This window comes from Paenibacillus sp. LK1, from assembly GCF_002750415.1.
Taxonomy (GTDB): Bacteria; Bacillota; Bacilli; order Paenibacillales; family Paenibacillaceae; genus Paenibacillus; species Paenibacillus taichungensis.
In genome coordinates, this window is the sequence record NZ_PEII01000011.1 from 180,098 (window position 1) to 199,009 (window position 18,912).

Sequence of the window (18,912 nt, forward strand, 5' to 3'; positions counted from 1 at the left end):
CCTCTACCCGATGGTTATCAGTCTTGCTTTCGAACCTCTTCATTTTCTTCCTGACACTCAATAACAGTGATGTTCTTCTGATCCAGAACTTCTCTGATCTCACTCGGGAGTTCCAGATTTGTGACTAAAATATCAACGAAATCAAAGTCCAGCCGATGAATAGATTTGCCGTTAAATTTTGTGTGATCGGCTACTACGATAACCTGATCAGATCTTCTGGCCATTTCTTTCTTTACCCGGGCATCTTCTTCATATGGATAATAAAGTCCATCAGACCGGATCGCCGATGCTCCAATGAAGGCTTTATCAGCACGAATTTCACTTAGTTTATCGATAATGGAAGAACCATATAAAAAGCGGTGCTTTACATTTAAGTAACCACCGAGAATATAGATTTGAAGATCCTCTCGATTGGACAAGATCCCTACGTTATCAATCGAGTGCGTGACCACCGTACAATTTTTTGCGCTAATTTGTTCTGCTACAAATTGCACCGTGGTTGATACGTCTAAAATCACAGTCTCATGGTCTTGGATAAGTTTTGCCCCAAACTTCCCTATTTTTTTCTTACTCTCGGATTCATCAATCAAACGATCCTGATAAGACAGCATTTCTTTCTGTAACTCAGGTAACGATAGCCCCCCATGAGTTCGAATCACAACGCCTTCTTGTACTAATCTAACAATATCCCTTCGTGCAGTATCCCTTGATACTTCAAACAGCGTACATATATCTGTAACACTCATCGATTGGTGTTGTTTCAAGTATTCGAGTATTTTTAACAATCTTTCCTCTTGATACACAGTACATGCACCTCCTTTTAAGTAATTATAAGCATTATTTTAATTTTAGCAAGTTATTATAAGTAAATATTAAGTAAGTGCAAGTATTTTTTCCTGACTTTTCAATAAAAAAAACGTTAGCCAGATGAATTTACATCCGTTAACGTCTTCATAAGTTAAGATTTACTGCTAAGAAAAAATTAATGAATGGATTTCGGAGCCATTTGCTTATCAAATTGACTTAAATCACTCAGATAAATACGATCTTGAGTCCAATGGATTCCCAATAGGTTTTTTTAATGCTCGTTGCAGAATTGGACTTCACGCTTTTCACTCCCTTGGGACAGTTCTTTTTGTTATAGTTTTGCCTGTGTTGTATTAACTCTTTGTAAGCAGTTTAAGCGTTTCAGTTAAACTAATCATTTCTTATTTGTAGTGATATAATAATGGCATAACGAAAGGAATGACGTGTGGATATGGAATTCAGACAACTTCAATATACGCTGCAGATTGCGGCAGAGCGGAATTTCTCCCGGGCAGCTGAGAAGCTGCACATTGCTCAGCCTTCTTTAAGTCAGCAGCTATCCAAACTTGAAAAGGAACTGGGCGTACTGTTATTTCAGCGTAATACCAGCACCGTGGAACTGACCCATGCAGGGGTGACTTTTGTAGAGCAGGCTCAGAAAATAATTGATGCAGTCGAGCTGCTAAGACAGGAAATGTCGGACATCTCCCAGCTGCGCAAAGGTAAAGTCGTTGTAGGCAGCATGCCGATCACTGGCTCCCACCTGCTTCCGCATGTGCTTCCCGCATTTCAGCAGGCCTATCCCGAGATTGAAGTAACCTTGCTGGAAGACTCCGGGCTGACGCTTGAAAAGTTGACGGCTAGTGGCAAGGCTGACTTAAGCCTGCTCTCGCTCCCATTGCAGGAGCCAAGCCTATCTTATGTAACGATTGGTGAAGAGCGAATTGACTTGGCGGTTCCCCCAAATCACCCTCTAGCACGCAGAGGAGATCCGGAGCATCCAGTTCCAGTACGGATGGAAGAGCTTCGAGATGAACCCTTTGTTGTGCTGAAGAAAGGACAAGGCTTCCGCAAACTTACATTTGATCTGTGTGAGGAAGCTGGGTTTGACCCCAATGTGGTATTTGAGAGTACAAATATTGAGACGGTGCAGTCACTGGTGGCTACAGGTATGGGGATTACACTGGTTCCGCGCTTTATTGCCCGTGCGCCCCGCAGTGAATTTGTTCCTGTTTACGTACCGCTAGCTGAGCCAACGCCCAGTCGTACCCTTGTAGTTGCATACCGCCAAGGACGGGTTCTCTCCAAAGCCGCGGAGGCATTCATTCATACTTTTCAACAAACCGTAGCCGAGCTCTCTCAAGGAGAATAATGGGACGGTCAGCGAAATAGCACGCCATACATGGCAACAAAATAAACAAAGGCTTGACCCATAAGGGCCAAGCCTTTGTTCTATACTCGTCTCCCGCATCCGCAGGATAAAGTTCTTACATGGTATTAGCAGTACATCATCGTTACAGTACAATGTTACTAAATCATCATTGAATTGTTAACGTAAAAACGTACATATGAGAATTTCAAGTTTGGCGGTTTATTTTCGCAAATTACGTTCACTTGTCAGCCTGTTCTGTTGATTCACAAGGCGGCCTTCGTCCTGAACAGATTGTTCAGGTGGTGATAGCCCTCCTGCCCCATTCTCTAAGAATGGCCTCAAGTGATCTACCCTAGTGTTTTCCTGTTCCAGTCTCCTGAGCGTATCTTTCACATGGTTGTCCATTGATTGATCATCCTCCTTGGTGACGGGATAATTATCATTACCCGCCTCCCGGATGAATAAACACTTTATTGGAAAATTACAGATTTTTATTTGCTGCCAAAATATATGCCAGGTCTACGGTCTTCGAATACCGGAATACGGCCACGAACCTCATCCACAAGTGAAGGACGGATAATTCCGGTCACGATCTCTTCTCCTTCTCCACCTTCAGCCACAATTTCACCCCAAGGATCAATAATGAGGGAATGCCCGAAAAATTCGGTGTCTCCGCTTTTCCCTACGCGATTGCAGGCAATAACGTACATCTGATTCTCAATGGCCCTTGCTGTAAGCAGTGTGCGCCAATGATGCAAGCGCGGGTTCGGCCATTCAGCGGGGACAATTAATGCTTTGGCTCCGTTCAAGGCAAGTGTTCGAGCAAGCTCAGGGAAACGGATATCGTAACAGATCGAAGCTCCAGCGGTGAGGCCGTTCTCCAATTCGAATATTTCCGGTTCTGCACCAGGCTGCAAATACTTCTCTTCATCCATCAGGCGGAACAAATGCAATTTATCGTAACGTGTCACCTGATTTCCTTCACTATTATAGGCGTACATTGTATTGAAGATTTGGCCATCACGTTTCTCCGCAATGGAACCGCCAACGATGGAGATTCGATGTTTTTGGGCAAAAGTCGCGAGCCACTCTCTTGATTTCTGGCCCTCCGGGTCAGCAAGCTCATGAATTTGTTCCAAAGCATATCCCGTATTCCACATCTCGGGCAGCACAGCCAATCCCAAGTCGGGAACCTGTTCTACCGCTCTTTCGAGCAAAGACTGCATATGTTTATGGTTGGCCTCAGGGTCTCCGATCTGAATATCGCCCTGAATCAGGGCTACACGCATTTCCCCTTGTTGTTGTTCTGTCATAACCAGCACTCCTCTGAACCGTAATACCTGTAATCATAGCTTGATCATTCAAACATCTGCAACCTGTTTTCGTTCTGAACTCCTACATAATAACTCGGGCAACAAAGTTAACAAACGGTTGCTCGTCAGTGCATCGCCCAAATTCCATGTTGTTTCTTCCACTTCGTACACCTGCCCCTTCTGCACGGCTGTAAGTGCTCGCCAGTTTGGACTCTGCATCAACTTCTCTGTGGCCTGCATTGCAATAACGTCTTCAGGAAGCAAGACAAATATATGGTCACCGGCATACTGACGAATCGCTTCAGACGAAATTTCCTTATACGCTCTGCCCGCGACAAGCGCCTCCTTCACTTTCGTAACGGGTCTGAATCCCATCGGATGATACAAGAGTGAGGCCAGACCAATATTGCCCATGACAAATAATCGGGCACCCCGATGATAGGTGAATACGGACACCGTTTCCCCCGGTTCAATTGAAGCATGAATCTTCATCCACATCTTTTCCATACGTTGCTGATAGGAGGAGAGCCATTTTTCAGCTTCTGATTGCTTGCCAAACCAGCTTCCCACCCTACAAATTCGATCTTCCAGCGTTGCATGAGAGTTATATGCCAGTGTGGGTGCTATTCGGGAAAATTGTTCATATTGTTGTTCGTTAGTGCTATCGAAAATGATCAGGTCTGGTCTCATCCGGACTGCCTCTTCCACATTAACCGGGGCAACCGCATCATAGGCCTGATCTCCTAATAAACCAATGCCCAGCACTTGCAAATCTCCACCGGAATCACCATAAAACATAATTCGCTTGGGCTGTGACGGAATATTCACATCATGACCCAACCAATCCTGAACCAGTGTTTGTTGCTGAATAGATCGGTCATATTGACGAGGCGATAATCCGGTCATTTGACGAAAACGCCTGCTGAAATAATACTCATCCTTAAAACCCACCCGGGTTGCTATATCCCGAAGCGGTTCATCGGATTTGCGCAACCAATCCTTAGCATGTTTAATTCGTACATGGTTCACATAATCAAGCGGCCTGTGGCCTGTTAATTGTCTGAACAAGTTTGTATATTGCACGGGTCGGATATCTGCAAGACGGGCCAGTTTCGTTACTGTGATTTCTTCAGCGTAATGATCTTCTACATATTGAATTGTACTGTGTAGTCTGGATTCCATGCTCTGCTCTGTTTTTGGTGAAGTGTACCGGGTGATGATCATCTCCATCCATCTCTGAAACTGTGCATTCAAATGGCTATATTCGGCATCTGTTTGATAATCCCGAATGGCATACAATTGCTCCAACAGCCCACTTAACGGGGCATAAGGATAGCCATTCAATTGATTTCTATGTTCGAATACAGGGCGCGTATACTGTTCCGGATCTCCCGTCAACACATGAATAACATCAAATGATATCACCATATATTTCAATTTTAATCGGTTTCCATGTTCAATCTGGTACCCTTCACCCGGAGAAAGCGGGTAAACACATCCGGTGGTAAAAGGAAACTGTTCATATCCTATATATAAGCGACCTTCCCCTTCTTCGCAGATCAAAAATGTATGTTTATCACATGCCACTTCCAGCATCACCTGTTCTGGTTGTTCAATTCGTTGTTCCAGATGATCCAGCCGAAAAATGAATGCTGAAAAATACAACCCTCTGGCATCGGCATTCAAAGCCTGCATGGTGGTTCACCTCGTTTTTTAAAATGAGAATGATTATCATTCTATCTGTATGAACTGATTATAAGCGAGCTTTTGTCATTAATCCAGATCTGGCTGTACTCAGCACAAAAAAGAGCATTCAACGAAATGTTGAAGGCTCTTTTTTAGTCGGCATTTTCGTTCTTAATCCAATACAATATTATGATGTATCTATCTATAAACGACTATTGAATCATCTGTTTCGGCAACTCTTTCAAAAGCCATTCTCTTGAAGTTGCGTCACTTGAAGCCTTGACCAGATCAAAGCGATATACTTTTCCTTCTTTTACAGCGGGCAGGTTCTTCCAAATCGGGCTATCCAGCAATTCTTTGGTGGACTGCTTCGCATCATCCGTTACTGGATCCAGTATAAATACGCGATCACCCGCTATTTCAGGCAGCTTTTCAGTAGAAATCTCAGCAAAGCCCATTCCTTCATCTAACACTTTCTGAATTTCCGCGGTTGGCTTCATCCCATCGGCTCCATATAATAACTGTGGCAATCCTGCTCCGGCCATTACAAACAGTCGATTACCAGGATACATGGTGAATACCGAAGCCGTTTCCCCTTCTTTCAGTCCATTCTCATGAAGCTGCTTCCACATCTCTTCCGTTGCTTGTTGATGTGCCGTGATCCAAGCTTCCGCTTCCGGCTTTTTGTTCAAAAGATCGCCAAGAATACGCATGCGGTCGTCCAATGACGCAAATGAATCAAAGGTAACCGTTGGCGCAACCTTCGAGATTTGATCATATTGTGCCTCATCGCTATTCGAGAAAATGATCAGATCAGGATTCAAGGTAAGCGCCTTTTCAACACTCAACGGGAAACCCACATCTTCCGCTTGGGCGACCTGATCATCATATACTGTTCCCTCCTGACGAAGAATACCTACAGGTACAACGCCCAGCGCTAGCAAGTCCCCTGTAACTTCACCATGATAAATTACACGCTTCGGCGTAACCGGAACCTCTACATCATGGCCTGTCCAGTCCTTGAACATCCGGGTTTCACCCTCACTGTTATCTGCGGATGCCGTCTGTTCCTGATTGGACTGATCTTCGTTTGTCTGTGTTTCATTGACCGTTTTGGAATCATCCGTTCCGGCAGACGGAGTTGAAGTCTGATTTCCACAAGCCAGCAGAAGAATGGATAACCATGTAACCGTCAATAATACTGCCGTATTTCGTATACCCTTTTTCATTTCTATTTCTCCCCCTAATAAGTGCTTCGTTCCTATTCACCAATGATATTGATTATCATTATCGAATATTATCATAAAACAGGATTTCCCCTAATCTCAATGGACAAAACAAAATATCTCATTTCAGTTTTGTACAAAAACTTAAATATTGGCTCCTCCCAAGTATTCATGAAGTGTTTTCCCCCTATACAGCTCGGGATTGACGTGATAAATTAATGAATACTATATTGCCATCTTTAATAACCGGAGTGATGTATAGCATGACTAATCAACCTCAATCATCGGGTCGTTCAGCCTTTACCATACCTACATCCGATGTAATGACACAGCTTCCTACACAATTTTTTGCTTCCCTAGTTCAAAATGTAAACCGAGAAATTGCAAGTGGTCACGACGTCATTAACTTGGGTCAGGGGAACCCGGATACACCTACACCACCCCACATTGTCAAAACATTGCAGGAGTCGGCTGAGAACCCGCTCTATCACAAATATTCGCCTTTTAGCGGGCATGCTTTCCTGAAGGAAGCCGTTGCGAAACGTTACAAGGAAGATTACAACGTGGACCTGGACCCCGAAACGGAAGTTGCGATTTTATTTGGCGGAAAAACGGGCTTGGTCCAGTTACCTCAGGTATTGCTCAATCCCGGCGACGTATGTCTTGTACCTGATCCAGGTTATCCGGATTATTGGTCTGGTGTGGCTCTGGCGAAAGCGCACATGTCTTTTATGCCACTGCTGGAGTCCAATGCATTCCTGCCTGATTATGAAGCAATCTCTACTGAGGATCGAGAAAAGGCCAAGCTGATGTTCCTGAACTATCCTAACAATCCAACCTCAGCAACTGCCCCTCTTTCCTTCTATGAAGATACGGTAGAGTTTGCCATTCAAAATAAAATCGTCGTAGCCAGTGACTTCGCCTATGGTGCAATTGGATTCGATGGACATCGTCCAGTGAGCTTTTTGCAGGCACCAGGTGCCAAAGAGGTGGGCATTGAGTTCTACACATTATCCAAAACATACAATATGGCGGGTTGGCGCGTCGGATTTGCTCTAGGTAATGCGGAGATCATCTCCAAAATCAATCTGCTGCAGGATCATATCTACGTGAGCCTCTTCGGAGGCATCCAGGCCGCTGCTGCGGCAGCACTGACATCTTCCCAGGAATGTGTGACTTCACTGGTTGCACGTTATGAATCACGTCGCGACGCTTTCTATGATGCACTCTCATCCATCGGCTGGCAGGCTCCTAAACCGGGAGGTTCCTTCTTTAGCTGGTTGCCTGTACCTGCAGGCTTTACTTCTGCTTCCTTTGCTGACGTATTACTGCGTGAAGCTAAGGTGGCCGTAGCACCGGGTATTGGTTTCGGTTCACATGGTGAGGGCTATGTGCGCGCAGGACTGCTAAGTGATGAAGATCGATTAAGGGAAGCAGCGGAGCGGATTGGCAAGTTGAATTTATTCAAGTAATTTACAGGTGCATAACCCCTTTGCATCTGCCAAGTTTCCATGGTATGTTATAAGGAAATATTGAACGAAACGTGATGACGGGACCAGTACGAGAGGATCAGCCGCGCCCAGAGAGTAAATTCCATCGGGCTGCAAGAATTTACCGCGGCTTCTCTCCGAAACCTACCCCTGAGCGGCCTGTGATGCACAGGACAGTGCCTTCTGTTACAGGGCATGAAGCCGGATGATCCAATCATCAATAAAGGTGGTACCGCGGAAGTAACGAACTTTCGTCCTTTTTAATTAAAAGGGCGGGAGTTTTTTTTGTACCCAACGGTCTGCTCCAGGGTCAATCATTAATATTGTTTAAGGAAGTGAAATTATGACCTCACGTATTGTAGTTAAGATCGGAAGCAGTTCGCTTACTACGGAAGAAGGCGGGCTAGATCGGAGTGCCATTACTTTTTTTGCTGGAGAAATTGCTGCCTTGGCCGAACAGGGCCACGAGGTTCTTCTGGTCACTTCGGGAGCGGTAGCTGCCGGATTCCGGGAGATTGGTTACCCCCAGCGTCCCAAGCAATTGCATGAAAAACAAGCTGCAGCGGCTGTTGGGCAAGCTTTGCTGATGCAGGCATATCAACAGGCTTTTGCAGCGCACCGCGTTACTACAGCACAAATTCTACTCACCCGTACCGACTTTCACAGCCGGAAACGTATGGGCAATGCAGGCATGACGGTAGAAGAACTGCTCAAACAGCGCGTCATTCCGATCTTTAATGAGAATGATACCGTATCTGTCGATGAATTGAAGTTCGGAGATAACGATCTCCTGTCTGCTCTGGTAGCGAATCTGGTCAAGGCACAGCATTTGGTCATTCTTACAGATACCAACGGTCTGTACACGGCTGATCCTCGAAAAGATCCATCTGCGTTTCGTTATGACCGTATCCCCGAAATTACGGCAGAAATTTACGCCTATGCTGGCGGTTCTGGATCATCCGTAGGTACCGGCGGCATGCGATCCAAGGTAGATGCAGCCAAAGTGGCAACGCGTGGAGGCGTACCTGTCTTTGTAGGAAGTGTGAAGGAACCTGGAGATATGCAAAGAGCGGTTGATGGCACCGGAAAAGGAACGTATTTCGAAACTCGCCTTGCCGCTCTCTCTCGCAAAAAACAATGGCTTGGCTTCATGTCTACTCCGCTCGGTACCGTCGTTGTGGATAATGGTGCCGAAGAAGCACTGGTTCATGGTGGTCATAGTCTCCTGCCTGTAGGTGTCAAACGTGTGCTGGGTACCTTCCATGCCGGAGATGTTGTAGAGGTGCTGGGTATGGATGACACTTTGCTCGGTCGTGGTATCGTCAATTATGATGATGACCAGCTACGGCTCATCGCAGGACTGCCAAGTGGCGAAGTGATGAAGCAGTTGAACAGCATCCATCGACTTGAGGTTATCCATCGAGACGAGTGGATTACGTTAAAATAGAACACCTATAATCCTACCGAGTTTACTACTCAGGATCATATGATACAGCTATTAAATATTCTTTTGTTTCCACTTTATATATGGGAGGAATTTATGATGAGTGAAGTCAGGGAAAAAGCGAGCAAGGCCCAAGCCGTGGTTCCGCAGCTGAATCGACTGAGCACAGAACAAAAAAATAACGCCCTGCTGGTCATGGCGGACGCATTAATTGCCCAAGCGGATTCCATTATTGCAGCAAACGCTGACGATCTGGAACGTGGCAGACATCAAGGTACGCCAGAATCGATGCTGGATCGCCTCGCTTTGAATAAGGAGCGTATCGCCGGTATTGCTGAAGGACTGCGTCAGATCGTGGAGTTGCAGGACCCTGTGGGCGAAGTGCTGGAGACTTTCACTCGTCCGAACGGATTACATGTTGAAAAATTGAGAGTGCCCATCGGTCTAATCGGCATCATTTACGAGGCACGTCCAAATGTTACAGTAGATGCTGCCGGACTTTGCCTCAAAACAGGTAACGCTGTACTGCTACGAGGCGGCTCCTCGGCCCTCTCCTCCAATCGCAAAATTGTGGAGGTACTCCATCAGGCACTGGCAACAACAGATATGCCAGCTGATGCATTGCAGCTTGTTGAGGATGCAGACCGTTCCTCCGTGGACGAAATGCTCAAGTTAAATGGACTGCTCGATGTCATCATCCCACGCGGCGGTGCTTCACTGATCCGCAATGTGGTCGCCAATGCAACAGTGCCTGTGATCGAAACCGGTGCAGGTATCTGTCATACTTATGTGGATGAATCTGCTGATCCAGTCATGGCAGCGGAGATTGCCGTTAATGCCAAGGCACAGCGTCCATCCGTATGCAACTCCATGGAAACCTTGTTGCTGCACGCTGTATACGCGGAGGAGCATCTGCCGGCTCTGGCTGAACAACTCCGTGAGGCGAATGTCCTGTTGAAGGGTTGTGACACGGTCCGCCGTCTCGTTCCCTCTGCCCTTTCTGTGACGGAAGAAGATTATGCTACAGAGTACAATGATTATATTTTAAATATTCGTGTAGTTCAGAACCTGGATGAAGCGATGGAGCATATCGCCCGTTATGGCACAAAGCATTCAGAGTGTATCGTCACCAAGGATACCAGCAATGCAGAACGTTTTTTACATGATGTCGATGCGGCTGCTGTATACCATAATGCTTCTACTCGTTTCACAGACGGATTTGAATTCGGTTATGGAGCCGAAATTGGGATCAGTACCCAGAAGCTGCATGCTCGTGGACCTATGGGTCTGCCTGCATTAACGTCAACCAAATACCGTATCACTGGAAATGGACAAATCCGGCAATAATATCGCAGCTACAGTTATATAGGAGGAACGATAAATATGAGTCAAGAACAACAGACGTTATTACAACAGAAGATTACATTTCACGGAGCAGGTGCGATGGCTGAAGCCATCGTGCGCGGATTAATTTCCCGCCTTGTCGTTCGTCCTCAGGATATTACGATGCTGAACCGAAGCAACCAGAAACGTCAGGAGGAGCTCAGCACCCGTTATGCCGTACATACCGGAACTGCTGCACAATCGCTGGATCATCTCGCTGCTTCTCCGGTTATTGTACTCTGCATGAAGCCAAAGGATGCTGCCGCAGCGCTGCGTGAACTTGGGCCGCTCCTGTCGCCGGATCAATTAATCGTTTCGGTTATTGCCGGATTATCGATCCGTACGATGCAATCCCTACTGGGACGTAAACAACCGATCGCCCGCACCATGCCGAATACGTCCAGTACAATCGGGCTCGGCGCAACCGGACTTGCCTTTTCCGAAGAGATTACGGATGAACAGCGCAGTACAGTCATGACGATGTTCGAAGCTGTTGGAATCGTGACCATCGTGCCTGAAGATAAACTCGAAGTGCTCACAGGTATTTCCGGAAGTGGTCCGGCTTATGTATACTATTTGATGGAGGCCATGATTGCCGCAGGTATTCGTGGCGGACTATCCAGCCAACAATCCCGCGATCTGACTGTTCAGACCGTGCTGGGTGCTTCACGCATGGTACAACAGACTGGCTTAGAGCCAATGAAACTCCGTAGTGATGTGACCTCCCCGGGAGGTGCAACTCAGGCAGCACTAAAAACGCTGGATGAGGGAGATTTCTTTGAAAATGTAATCGCAGCCGTCAACCGCTGTGCAGAGCGCTCACGGGAGATGGGAGCTGCTTTGGAAGGAGATTTAAAATGAATAATATGTGCACAGCCACATATCGTCTGCATGATGATCGTGCAGACTTCCGCAAGAAAGCTGAGTCCATTGCTGTCGGCATGACCGTTGGCAGTTGGACTGAATTGCCTCAGGCCAAGCGTGAGGCGATGCAGAAACATCTGGGTGAGGTCATCAGCGTTGAAGTGCATGAAGCTGAGGACATGGCCCCAGGTGAGCGTTACGCTGATATTACCATCGGTTATCCGGATGTAAATTTCAGCCGTGACATTCCTGCCCTACTCGTGACGGTCTTTGGCAAAATTTCAATGGACGGACGCATCAAACTGACACGACTTGGATTCTCGGACGGGTTCCTCAGCGCATTCCCCGGTCCCAAGTTTGGACTGAATGGTATTCGTGATCTGTTAGGTGTACATGATCGTCCGTTGTTAATGAGTATCTTTAAATCAGTCATTGGACTGGATGCTGAAGAACTGAGGGAACAGTTTATTCGCCAAGCTCTTGGTGGAGTAGACTTGATCAAAGATGATGAAATTCTGTTTGAGAACAAACTGACTCCGATTGAGAAAAGAGTCGAGGTCTGCATGAAAGCTGCGGAACAGGCACGCAAGGAGACGGGTAAGAAACTTCTTTATGCCGCAAATTTAACTGGACCTACCTCACGCCTGAAACAACAGGCTGAACGCGCGATAGGGGCAGGAGCAAATGCGCTGTTGTTCAATGTCTTGTCTTACGGATATGACGTGCTGCACGAACTAAGCAGTGATCCGGACATCAACGTACCAATCATGGCTCACCCTGCGCTTGCAGGTGCACTGTATCCTTCACCACACTATGGAATCTCGGCTTCCGTCCTGCTGGGGCAGCTGATGCGACTTGCCGGAGCGGATCTGGTGCTCTTCCCTTCCCCTTACGGATCGGTGACGATGCCGAAGGAAGAGAATATGGCCATTACAGAACAATTGCTTTCACCTGAGCTTCCGGTCAGAACCAGCATGCCTGTGCCTTCGGCTGGTATACATCCAGGGCTTGTACCGCTTATTCTGCGTGACTTCGGCACTGATGTCATCGTTAATGCCGGCGGAGGTATCCATGGACATCCCATGGGCACTGAGGCAGGCGGACGGGCATTCTTGCAGGCTATCGAGGCAGCCCAACGTTCCATTCCACTGGCAGAATATGCAGTCGAACATCCCGAGCTGAAAAGTGCACTGGATCTGTGGGGTGGCGAACGATGAGAAGTGATAAAAAAACAGTTATTTTCTGTGATTTTGATGGCACGATCACCCTTTCGGACAATATCGTAGCGATTATGAAACATTTTAAACCCGAAGGTATTGAAGCGATTATGAAAGACACGATTGAACAGCGAATTTCGCTCCGCGAAGGTGTGGGAGCGATGTTCGCTCTGTTGCCTTCTTCGCAGAAAGATGAGATTGTGGAATTTGTCCTTGGACAGGCCGGCATCCGAGAAGGTTTCAGCGAATTTCTTGCATATGTTAGGGAGGAGGGCATTGAATTCAATGTCACCAGTGGCGGAATGGACTTTTTTATTGAGCCTTTGCTCGCTCCATTCGATATTCCACAGGATCACGTTTATTGCAACGGGGCAGATTTCACAGATGAATTCATACGTATTGAATGGCCTAATCCATGTCAGCCTCCTTGTGAGAATGGCTGCGGCATGTGTAAAACGACGGTTATTCGTACATTCCCGGAAGAACAATATAATCGTATCCTCATTGGAGACAGTCTAACGGATTTTGAAGGTGCCAAAATCGCTGATCTTGTCTACTCCCGTTCTATTCTGACGGATAAGTGTATAGAGCTGGGTGTGGACCATGTCCCATTCACAACCTTCTACGATATTATGGAAGATATGAAACAGAAGCAAACACAAGGAGTGCTGTAAAAATGGGTTTTGAAAAGATTACATTGGAACATAAACGCCAGGTCCTCGAAGAGCTGGCTGATATCAAAGCGCTGTTTGCCAGCCGTAACTGGTTCCCTGGTACAAGTGGCAACCTCTCGATGCGTGTGGGCGACTTCGACCCGGAGCAATTCTACTTTGCAGTTACTGCATCAGGCAAAGACAAATCTCTCCGTACACCGGAAGACTTTCTGTTTGTGGACAAGCATGGTAAAGCCATTGAGACCACAACCCTGAAACCGAGCGCTGAAACGTTAATTCACTGCGAAATCTATCGTTTAACCGGCTGCGGCGCGGTGTTCCACGTGCATACCGTATTTAACAACCTGATCAGTGAATTCTTTGGAGCAGACGGACACGTACCGATTCAAGGCATCGAATTGATCAAGGCTTTCAACATCTGGGAAGAAAATGCGGAGATTCGTGTACCGGTCCTACCTAACTTTGCAGATATTCCATCTATCGCTGAATTGGTGCCAGGTGTACTTGATGCCAACGTACCGGGAATTTTACTGCGTAACCACGGTATTTATGCCTGGGGCAAAGATGCTTTTGAAGCCAAACGTCATTTGGAAGCGTTCGAGTTCCTATTTGAAGTGATGTACCGTCAGCTTCTGTTAAAGGGTGCTACGAAATAGCAATCATTTATTCGAAATCAAAGCTGCACAACCAAAACACGCCAAGGCTGATATACATAGGCCTTGGCGTGTTTTTTATGTTTGGAAAATTTCTTGTTTTCTATGATTTCTTTGTTCCCATTCAGAAAAAATCTGTAAAGTTCTACAATCGATCATCCCGATCCTTGAATAAAAAGAGACTGTCTGCTCCCTCATCATTTCGATGAGCCGCACTAGGGATACCCGTCCCCCTCTGCTTGCCAAACAACAGCTTCAGACCGCCAAAAATGAGCAGCAAGGACACAATGACGGTGTTCACATACGAACGAATCTCGTACGTCATAAATGCATCCGGGAACATCTCATTGAGCTGTGGAATGACCAAACGGATAAACAGATAGTACAATCCCAACGCAGCAATTCCGAATCCAATCAGGCGCTGGTGACGAGCCCAATCCTTGAAAATGGGTTGATCTGTCAACGGTTCGCGGCCATACCGGCTTGAACACTGAAGTCCGTCAAAGAAGCTGTAGAACCAGATCAACGGAATCATGAACAGGAACACCGATAAATGAAGCAGGTCCAGAACGTAGATACTGCCGAGAAACAGGAACATGAGTTGCATGCCTCTTTTTTGCAGTCCAAGATACAGATGGCCCGCACCCGGGAAGGCTGACAACAGGGTTGCCAGCACTTTGCTTCTCCGTCCAGAAGCCCTGCCCATCTCCAGCTCCTCGAACAACGTACGATCCTGCAATACCTCACCAGCCTGCTTGCGATGCACGTGCTGGACGGCATCAAACATGCAGTATACCCAAATGACAGGCAGAATGAGCAAGAACATCAGAAATACGGATTCATTCGTAATGGAAGCTACAAAAACCATCATGGCAAATGAACCGAAGAACGCGATCAGGAATGATAAACCGCGATGTAACAGTCCGAGATGAAGATGTCCCAGACCTGGAACAAAAGAAAGCAAAATCGTAAAAAATCGTTCGCTTTCACTGCCTTTTCGATACATGGGTTGACCGTAAGCCCCTTCGGGGCCACCATACTCACCACCCTGATGCTGATGTATTCCCTCCATGTCCATCTCCATCTGTCCCAGATGACCTTCCTGACCAGTGTATGCTCCCTGATATGCCGCCCCCTGATGCGGTCCACTGTAATGTGCGCCATATCCATGGTATCGGGCATCATTAGGCGATGGGGCACGCAGCAGAACGATAATCATATCCAGCATGCTGACACACCAGAAGAATATGGTCCCCAAAGCCCCAAGAATCATTAATTCCCGCTCACTCACCAGAATTGCCAGCATAAACGAACCAACAGCTGTCCCAAAAAAGAGTAATGGATAGATTACAGCTCTGGCAGGTCGACCCCAATAGAGAAAACCCAAACCCGGAATCAGGTTTAATAAGAATGCAAGTAATTTGTTACGATCTGATTGCACAGTCTTCATCCTTTCTTTTCAGGCAATGCGAATAAATTTAATTTATGGTCCAGGCTTGAAGTGATCCAGCCATGAAGTAGCTGCCTCCGTCCATTTTTCCGTAAATGAACCTCTGTGATCACCATCCTGGAACTTATGATAAGGCGCAACCTTGTCAAATAGCCCTGAGGAGAGGAAGATTAACGTCAGACAAGCCGCTACAGCATAATGAAACACTTTGTGATCCAGCCAGAGACGTCTTCGTCCGGAACGCGATTTGCGCTTTGGCTTGGAGGATTGCATTTCCGTAATTTGATTCATGACTGTATCGGCGAAGCCTACCGGGTCCTTCAGTTGTGGCAGCTCCCGATGAATGCCGAGTGCTTCGAGATAGTTGTCCATTGCTGCCGGAACGTCCATAAGCACCTGTTCCATCATACTTGCCTGGTTTGCAGTCATTCGGCCTTCAATATAATCAGTCCATTCCTGGACGGTATACATTCTTTTATTTCTCACGCCACTCATCCTCCTTCCAATGATTTCGAATCCACTGCCGGGCACGATACAGACGGGACTCCACGGTTTTCACTGCCACCTGTGCATCACGGGCAATCTGCTCATAATTTTTTTCGCTTAAGTAATACGCAGTTATAATGTCCCTGTGCTGGGCAGGCAGCTGATTGATACGCTCGCGCAACTTCTCCTGACGCTCTTCACGCACAAGGCGGGCAAGAACATCTTCTTCACGACCAGGCATGTTTATTATTTTTTCTTCTCCGCCCAGATCCTCAGCGCTTCGTCTGCCCAGCTTGCGTTTGGCATCAATTGCTTTGTGAAAGGCAATTCGGGTTAACCACGTTTTGAAACCTTCGGATCGGTAATCGGGGAGAGATTTAACCATCTGAATGAACGCCTCCTGTGCTGCATCCTGTGCATCCTGATCGTTCCGCAATACGGAGTAGGCCACATGGTATACATGCTGGCTGTACTTTTCGATCAACAAGCGCATCTGGGATGTATCGCCTTGACGGATTTGTTCAATTAAGCGCGCTTCATCAATAACTCTCCCCTCCTCTCCACTACAATAGACGACAACTTGTTTGTTGACCCCTGCGTATTCATTCATTTTTTTATAAAAAGGTTTTACATTGCCTGAAAAGTCAGTCCTACCGGGAACTTAATGCATCTTACTTAACATCTCTATAATCTAAAAAAACAGGCACAGAATAAATTCTGGCCTGTTTTTGATTTATTCTGAATGAAGTTGTTGCCTAATCTAACATTGGTGTTAACGTCCTCCGTTACGAAACCGCTGCGTATATGCCTTGGCGTCCTGCACATTCTTCACGCGGTTACGACTCCATTCAAGCAGGATTCGATCTATATAGCGGAAATGCACTTTACCAGCAAACACCGCTTCCTTCAATGCCATGAGAATCAGTTCCTCCTGATAGCGATCCTGATCCAACCAGCTGGATATAGTCTCGCATTCCATCGGGGAAAGCGGGCGGCCAAATTCTTTTTCAAAAATAGAGAACATATTTCGTTCTTCCTCTTCTTTTTGAACACTGTTCGAATCCGGGCGCAATGCATTACTGTCCAGCTGCTGCTTACGAGCAACGGCCATATCCTCTGCTGTACAACCTGCAAGCTTGGCATATAATCCATGAAGATCATACCGTTCATATTGAATGTCACGCTCTTCATCCCGATGCTCGTCAATGTGAATGTACCCGTCTCTCATAAGACGTTGCAGCATTCTGGCGATGCCTTCAGGAGCAAGACCCATACGGGTTGCAAGCTCTTCAAGCGTTGGGAACTCATTGAATTCGACTTGCCGGAATCCAAACAATTGAATCAGCAGAAGCACCTCTGCATCACTTAACCCCAGCTGATGATAATAGCGCAATAAAGCATATGGGAGCTGCGCTGTCCCTGATGCCATACCGTAAGCTGCTCCATTCAACCAGGCTTTGGAGCCGGTTTCTTCCATGGACTCGCGGTTAAGCATTAAGGGTACAGACGATAGAGCATACGTGGGAATGCAATTGTTTCACGTACGTGATCCAATCCACAGATCCATGCTACCGTCCGCTCCAATCCCAGACCGAAGCCGGAGTGAGGAACCGATCCGTATTTACGTAAGTCCAGATACCACTGATATGCCTCTTCCGACAATTGATGCTCATCAAAGCGCTGCTGCATCAGTTCCGGATCATCAATACGCTGGGAACCGCCAATGATCTCTCCGTATCCTTCTGGTGCGATCATATCTGCACAGAGGACCACTTCAGGACGATTTGGATCAGGTTTCATGTAGAATGCCTTGATCCCAGCCGGATAATGGGTAATAAAGACCGGTGTTTCGTATTTCTCGGCAATCGCCGTTTCGTGTGGAGCACCAAAGTCTTCTCCCCAAGGAATATCGAAGCCTTGTCCATTCAGGAATTCAATCGCTTCATCATACGTAATCCGCGGGAATGGAGCTACAATTTTTTCAAGCTTGGATACATCACGTCCAATGGACTCCAGTTCAGCACGGCAGTTTTTCAGAACCGTTTGAACTACGTGTGCAATAAACTTCTCTTGCACTCGCAGGCTTTCCTCATGATCCACAAAAGCCATTTCCGGCTCAATCATCCAGAACTCGATCAGGTGACGACGTGTTTTGGATTTTTCGGCACGGAAAGTAGGACCGAAGGAGTACACTTTGCCCAGCGCCATTGCTGCAGCTTCCATATACAACTGTCCACTTTGTGTCAGATAGGCATCTTCATCAAAGTATTTGATGTGGAACAAGTTCGTCGTTCCTTCAGCAGATGAAGGTGTAAGAATCGGAGGATCAACCTGTGTGAATCCGTTACCATCAAAGAACTGCTGAACAGCGCGAATGATCTCCGCACGAATAACCATAATCGCACGTTGTTTTGTCGAACGCAGCCACAGATGGCGATGATCCATCAGGAAGTCTACCCCATGCTCTTTTGGAGTAATTGGATAGTTTTCAGTCAGATGGATAATTTCCACACCAGTAACCGTCATCTCATAACCGGATGCACTACGTGGTTCTTCACGGATAATTCCTGTTACATACAATGAACTTTCTTGAGTCAAGCTCTTTGCAGCATTCCAGATATCTTCGCTGACTTCACTCTTAACCACTACCCCTTGAATATATCCGGTTCCATCACGCAGTTGCAAAAATTGAATTTTGCCGCTGGAACGTTTGTTGTTAATCCAGGCGCCGATCTTAACAGTCTCGCCCACATGCTCACTCACATTACGAATTACACAATCCGTACTCATGCACATATCTCTCCTTGGAATCCTGAATTTGAAAATGCAGCGGGCAGGCATATGCCT

Annotated in this window: 18 protein-coding genes; 8 read left to right on the forward strand and 10 right to left on the reverse strand. The window is 46.7% G+C overall.

Annotation, left to right across the window (positions count from 1 at the left end):
- Nucleotides 1-17 precede the first annotated feature (17 nt).
- Nucleotides 18-803 carry a DeoR/GlpR family DNA-binding transcription regulator gene (locus tag CS562_RS23365; RefSeq protein ID WP_076288980.1) on the reverse strand — a complete coding sequence of 262 codons (786 nt, stop codon included), beginning with the start codon at nucleotides 801-803 and terminating at the stop codon, nucleotides 18-20.
- A gap of 455 nt (nucleotides 804-1,258) precedes the next feature.
- Between CS562_RS23365 and CS562_RS23370 the strand changes: the two genes are divergently transcribed.
- On the forward strand, nucleotides 1,259-2,179 hold the full coding sequence (locus CS562_RS23370) for a LysR family transcriptional regulator (RefSeq protein WP_064636917.1): 921 nt from the start codon (nucleotides 1,259-1,261) through the stop codon (nucleotides 2,177-2,179).
- A gap of 219 nt (nucleotides 2,180-2,398) precedes the next feature.
- On the opposite strand, the gene CS562_RS23375 is transcribed toward CS562_RS23370, so the two are convergent.
- From CS562_RS23375 to CS562_RS23390, 4 genes are all read right to left on the reverse strand, one after another.
- Nucleotides 2,399-2,584, reverse strand: a complete 186-nt coding sequence (locus CS562_RS23375) for a hypothetical protein (protein WP_024630602.1) — start codon at nucleotides 2,582-2,584, stop codon at nucleotides 2,399-2,401.
- Between the two features lie 86 nt (nucleotides 2,585-2,670).
- Complete coding sequence (locus tag CS562_RS23380; RefSeq protein WP_076288978.1) at nucleotides 2,671-3,492, reverse strand: carbon-nitrogen family hydrolase; 822 nt, start codon at nucleotides 3,490-3,492, stop codon at nucleotides 2,671-2,673.
- Between the two features lie 48 nt (nucleotides 3,493-3,540).
- On the reverse strand, nucleotides 3,541-5,187 hold the full coding sequence (locus CS562_RS23385) for an AraC family transcriptional regulator (protein WP_099858378.1): 1,647 nt from the start codon (nucleotides 5,185-5,187) through the stop codon (nucleotides 3,541-3,543).
- Nucleotides 5,188-5,390: 203 nt separating this feature from the next.
- The gene (locus CS562_RS23390) at nucleotides 5,391-6,407 is read right to left on the reverse strand and encodes an ABC transporter substrate-binding protein (RefSeq protein WP_076288976.1); all 1,017 of its coding nucleotides are present in this window, start codon (nucleotides 6,405-6,407) and stop codon (nucleotides 5,391-5,393) included.
- Between the two features lie 260 nt (nucleotides 6,408-6,667).
- Here CS562_RS23390 and CS562_RS23395 point away from each other — a divergent pair, with 260 nt between their 5' ends.
- The 7 genes from CS562_RS23395 to CS562_RS23425 all read left to right on the forward strand — a co-directional run bounded on the left by CS562_RS23395 (nucleotide 6,668) and on the right by CS562_RS23425 (nucleotide 14,132).
- Complete coding sequence (locus CS562_RS23395) at nucleotides 6,668-7,876, forward strand: pyridoxal phosphate-dependent aminotransferase (RefSeq protein WP_076288975.1); 1,209 nt, start codon at nucleotides 6,668-6,670, stop codon at nucleotides 7,874-7,876.
- Between the two features lie 361 nt (nucleotides 7,877-8,237).
- Nucleotides 8,238-9,341: a glutamate 5-kinase gene (proB, locus tag CS562_RS23400; protein ID WP_076288974.1), complete on the forward strand. Its 1,104-nt coding sequence runs from the start codon at nucleotides 8,238-8,240 to the stop codon at nucleotides 9,339-9,341.
- A 96-nt stretch (nucleotides 9,342-9,437) separates the two neighbouring features.
- Nucleotides 9,438-10,685 (forward strand): glutamate-5-semialdehyde dehydrogenase, encoded by a 1,248-nt coding sequence (locus CS562_RS23405; RefSeq protein WP_076288973.1) that lies wholly within the window; start codon nucleotides 9,438-9,440, stop codon nucleotides 10,683-10,685.
- Between the two features lie 36 nt (nucleotides 10,686-10,721).
- Nucleotides 10,722-11,582, forward strand: coding sequence for a pyrroline-5-carboxylate reductase (gene proC, locus CS562_RS23410; RefSeq protein WP_076288972.1), 861 nt, complete (start codon nucleotides 10,722-10,724; stop codon nucleotides 11,580-11,582).
- Entirely contained in the window at nucleotides 11,579-12,802 is a 1,224-nt protein-coding gene (locus tag CS562_RS23415; protein ID WP_180287209.1) for a 2,3-diketo-5-methylthiopentyl-1-phosphate enolase, read from the forward strand. Before proC ends, CS562_RS23415 begins: the two co-directional genes overlap by 4 nt.
- On the forward strand, nucleotides 12,799-13,476 hold the full coding sequence (locus CS562_RS23420; protein ID WP_099858379.1) for a 2-hydroxy-3-keto-5-methylthiopentenyl-1-phosphate phosphatase: 678 nt from the start codon (nucleotides 12,799-12,801) through the stop codon (nucleotides 13,474-13,476). Before CS562_RS23415 ends, CS562_RS23420 begins: the two co-directional genes overlap by 4 nt.
- Before the next feature lie 2 nt (nucleotides 13,477-13,478).
- Complete coding sequence (locus tag CS562_RS23425; protein WP_036607600.1) at nucleotides 13,479-14,132, forward strand: methylthioribulose 1-phosphate dehydratase; 654 nt, start codon at nucleotides 13,479-13,481, stop codon at nucleotides 14,130-14,132.
- Nucleotides 14,133-14,274: 142 nt separating this feature from the next.
- Here the strand turns inward: CS562_RS23425 and CS562_RS23430 are convergent, their stop codons facing one another.
- From CS562_RS23430 to asnS, 5 genes are all read right to left on the reverse strand, one after another.
- Nucleotides 14,275-15,570 carry a multi-tm2 domain protein gene (locus tag CS562_RS23430; protein ID WP_257219588.1) on the reverse strand — a complete coding sequence of 432 codons (1,296 nt, stop codon included), beginning with the start codon at nucleotides 15,568-15,570 and terminating at the stop codon, nucleotides 14,275-14,277.
- A 42-nt stretch (nucleotides 15,571-15,612) separates the two neighbouring features.
- On the reverse strand, nucleotides 15,613-16,065 hold the full coding sequence (locus tag CS562_RS23435; protein WP_099858381.1) for a hypothetical protein: 453 nt from the start codon (nucleotides 16,063-16,065) through the stop codon (nucleotides 15,613-15,615).
- On the reverse strand, nucleotides 16,055-16,558 hold the full coding sequence (locus tag CS562_RS23440; protein WP_256716797.1) for an RNA polymerase sigma factor: 504 nt from the start codon (nucleotides 16,556-16,558) through the stop codon (nucleotides 16,055-16,057). Before CS562_RS23440 ends, CS562_RS23435 begins: the two co-directional genes overlap by 11 nt.
- 279 nt (nucleotides 16,559-16,837) lie before the next feature.
- Nucleotides 16,838-17,542, reverse strand: a complete 705-nt coding sequence (locus CS562_RS23445) for a DnaD domain-containing protein (RefSeq protein ID WP_053780724.1) — start codon at nucleotides 17,540-17,542, stop codon at nucleotides 16,838-16,840.
- 17 nt (nucleotides 17,543-17,559) lie between these two features.
- Entirely contained in the window at nucleotides 17,560-18,855 is a 1,296-nt protein-coding gene (gene asnS / locus CS562_RS23450) for an asparagine--tRNA ligase (RefSeq protein WP_063566804.1), read from the reverse strand.
- Nucleotides 18,856-18,912 lie beyond the last annotated feature (57 nt).

Bases quoted from the DNA above. Each gene is read 5' to 3' on its own strand.
- CS562_RS23375 (WP_024630602.1), bottom strand. From the start codon at position 2,584: ATGGACAACCATGTGAAAGATACGCTCAGGAGACTGGAACAGGAAAAC.
- CS562_RS23370 (WP_064636917.1), top strand. From the start codon at position 1,259: ATGGAATTCAGACAACTTCAATATACGCTGCAGATTGCGGCAGAGCGG.
- CS562_RS23445 (WP_053780724.1), bottom strand. From the start codon at position 17,542: ATGGAAGAAACCGGCTCCAAAGCCTGGTTGAATGGAGCAGCTTACGGT.
- asnS (WP_063566804.1), bottom strand. From the start codon at position 18,855: ATGAGTACGGATTGTGTAATTCGTAATGTGAGTGAGCATGTGGGCGAG.
- CS562_RS23390 (WP_076288976.1), bottom strand. From the start codon at position 6,407: ATGAAAAAGGGTATACGAAATACGGCAGTATTATTGACGGTTACATGG.
- CS562_RS23420 (WP_099858379.1), top strand. From the start codon at position 12,799: ATGAGAAGTGATAAAAAAACAGTTATTTTCTGTGATTTTGATGGCACG.
- CS562_RS23425 (WP_036607600.1), top strand. From the start codon at position 13,479: ATGGGTTTTGAAAAGATTACATTGGAACATAAACGCCAGGTCCTCGAA.
- CS562_RS23395 (WP_076288975.1), top strand. From the start codon at position 6,668: ATGACTAATCAACCTCAATCATCGGGTCGTTCAGCCTTTACCATACCT.
- CS562_RS23415 (WP_180287209.1), top strand. From the start codon at position 11,579: ATGAATAATATGTGCACAGCCACATATCGTCTGCATGATGATCGTGCA.
- CS562_RS23440 (WP_256716797.1), bottom strand. From the start codon at position 16,558: ATGCGCTTGTTGATCGAAAAGTACAGCCAGCATGTATACCATGTGGCC.
- proC (WP_076288972.1), top strand. From the start codon at position 10,722: ATGAGTCAAGAACAACAGACGTTATTACAACAGAAGATTACATTTCAC.
- CS562_RS23380 (WP_076288978.1), bottom strand. From the start codon at position 3,492: ATGACAGAACAACAACAAGGGGAAATGCGTGTAGCCCTGATTCAGGGC.
- proB (WP_076288974.1), top strand. From the start codon at position 8,238: ATGACCTCACGTATTGTAGTTAAGATCGGAAGCAGTTCGCTTACTACG.
- CS562_RS23405 (WP_076288973.1), top strand. From the start codon at position 9,438: ATGAGTGAAGTCAGGGAAAAAGCGAGCAAGGCCCAAGCCGTGGTTCCG.
- CS562_RS23385 (WP_099858378.1), bottom strand. From the start codon at position 5,187: ATGCAGGCTTTGAATGCCGATGCCAGAGGGTTGTATTTTTCAGCATTC.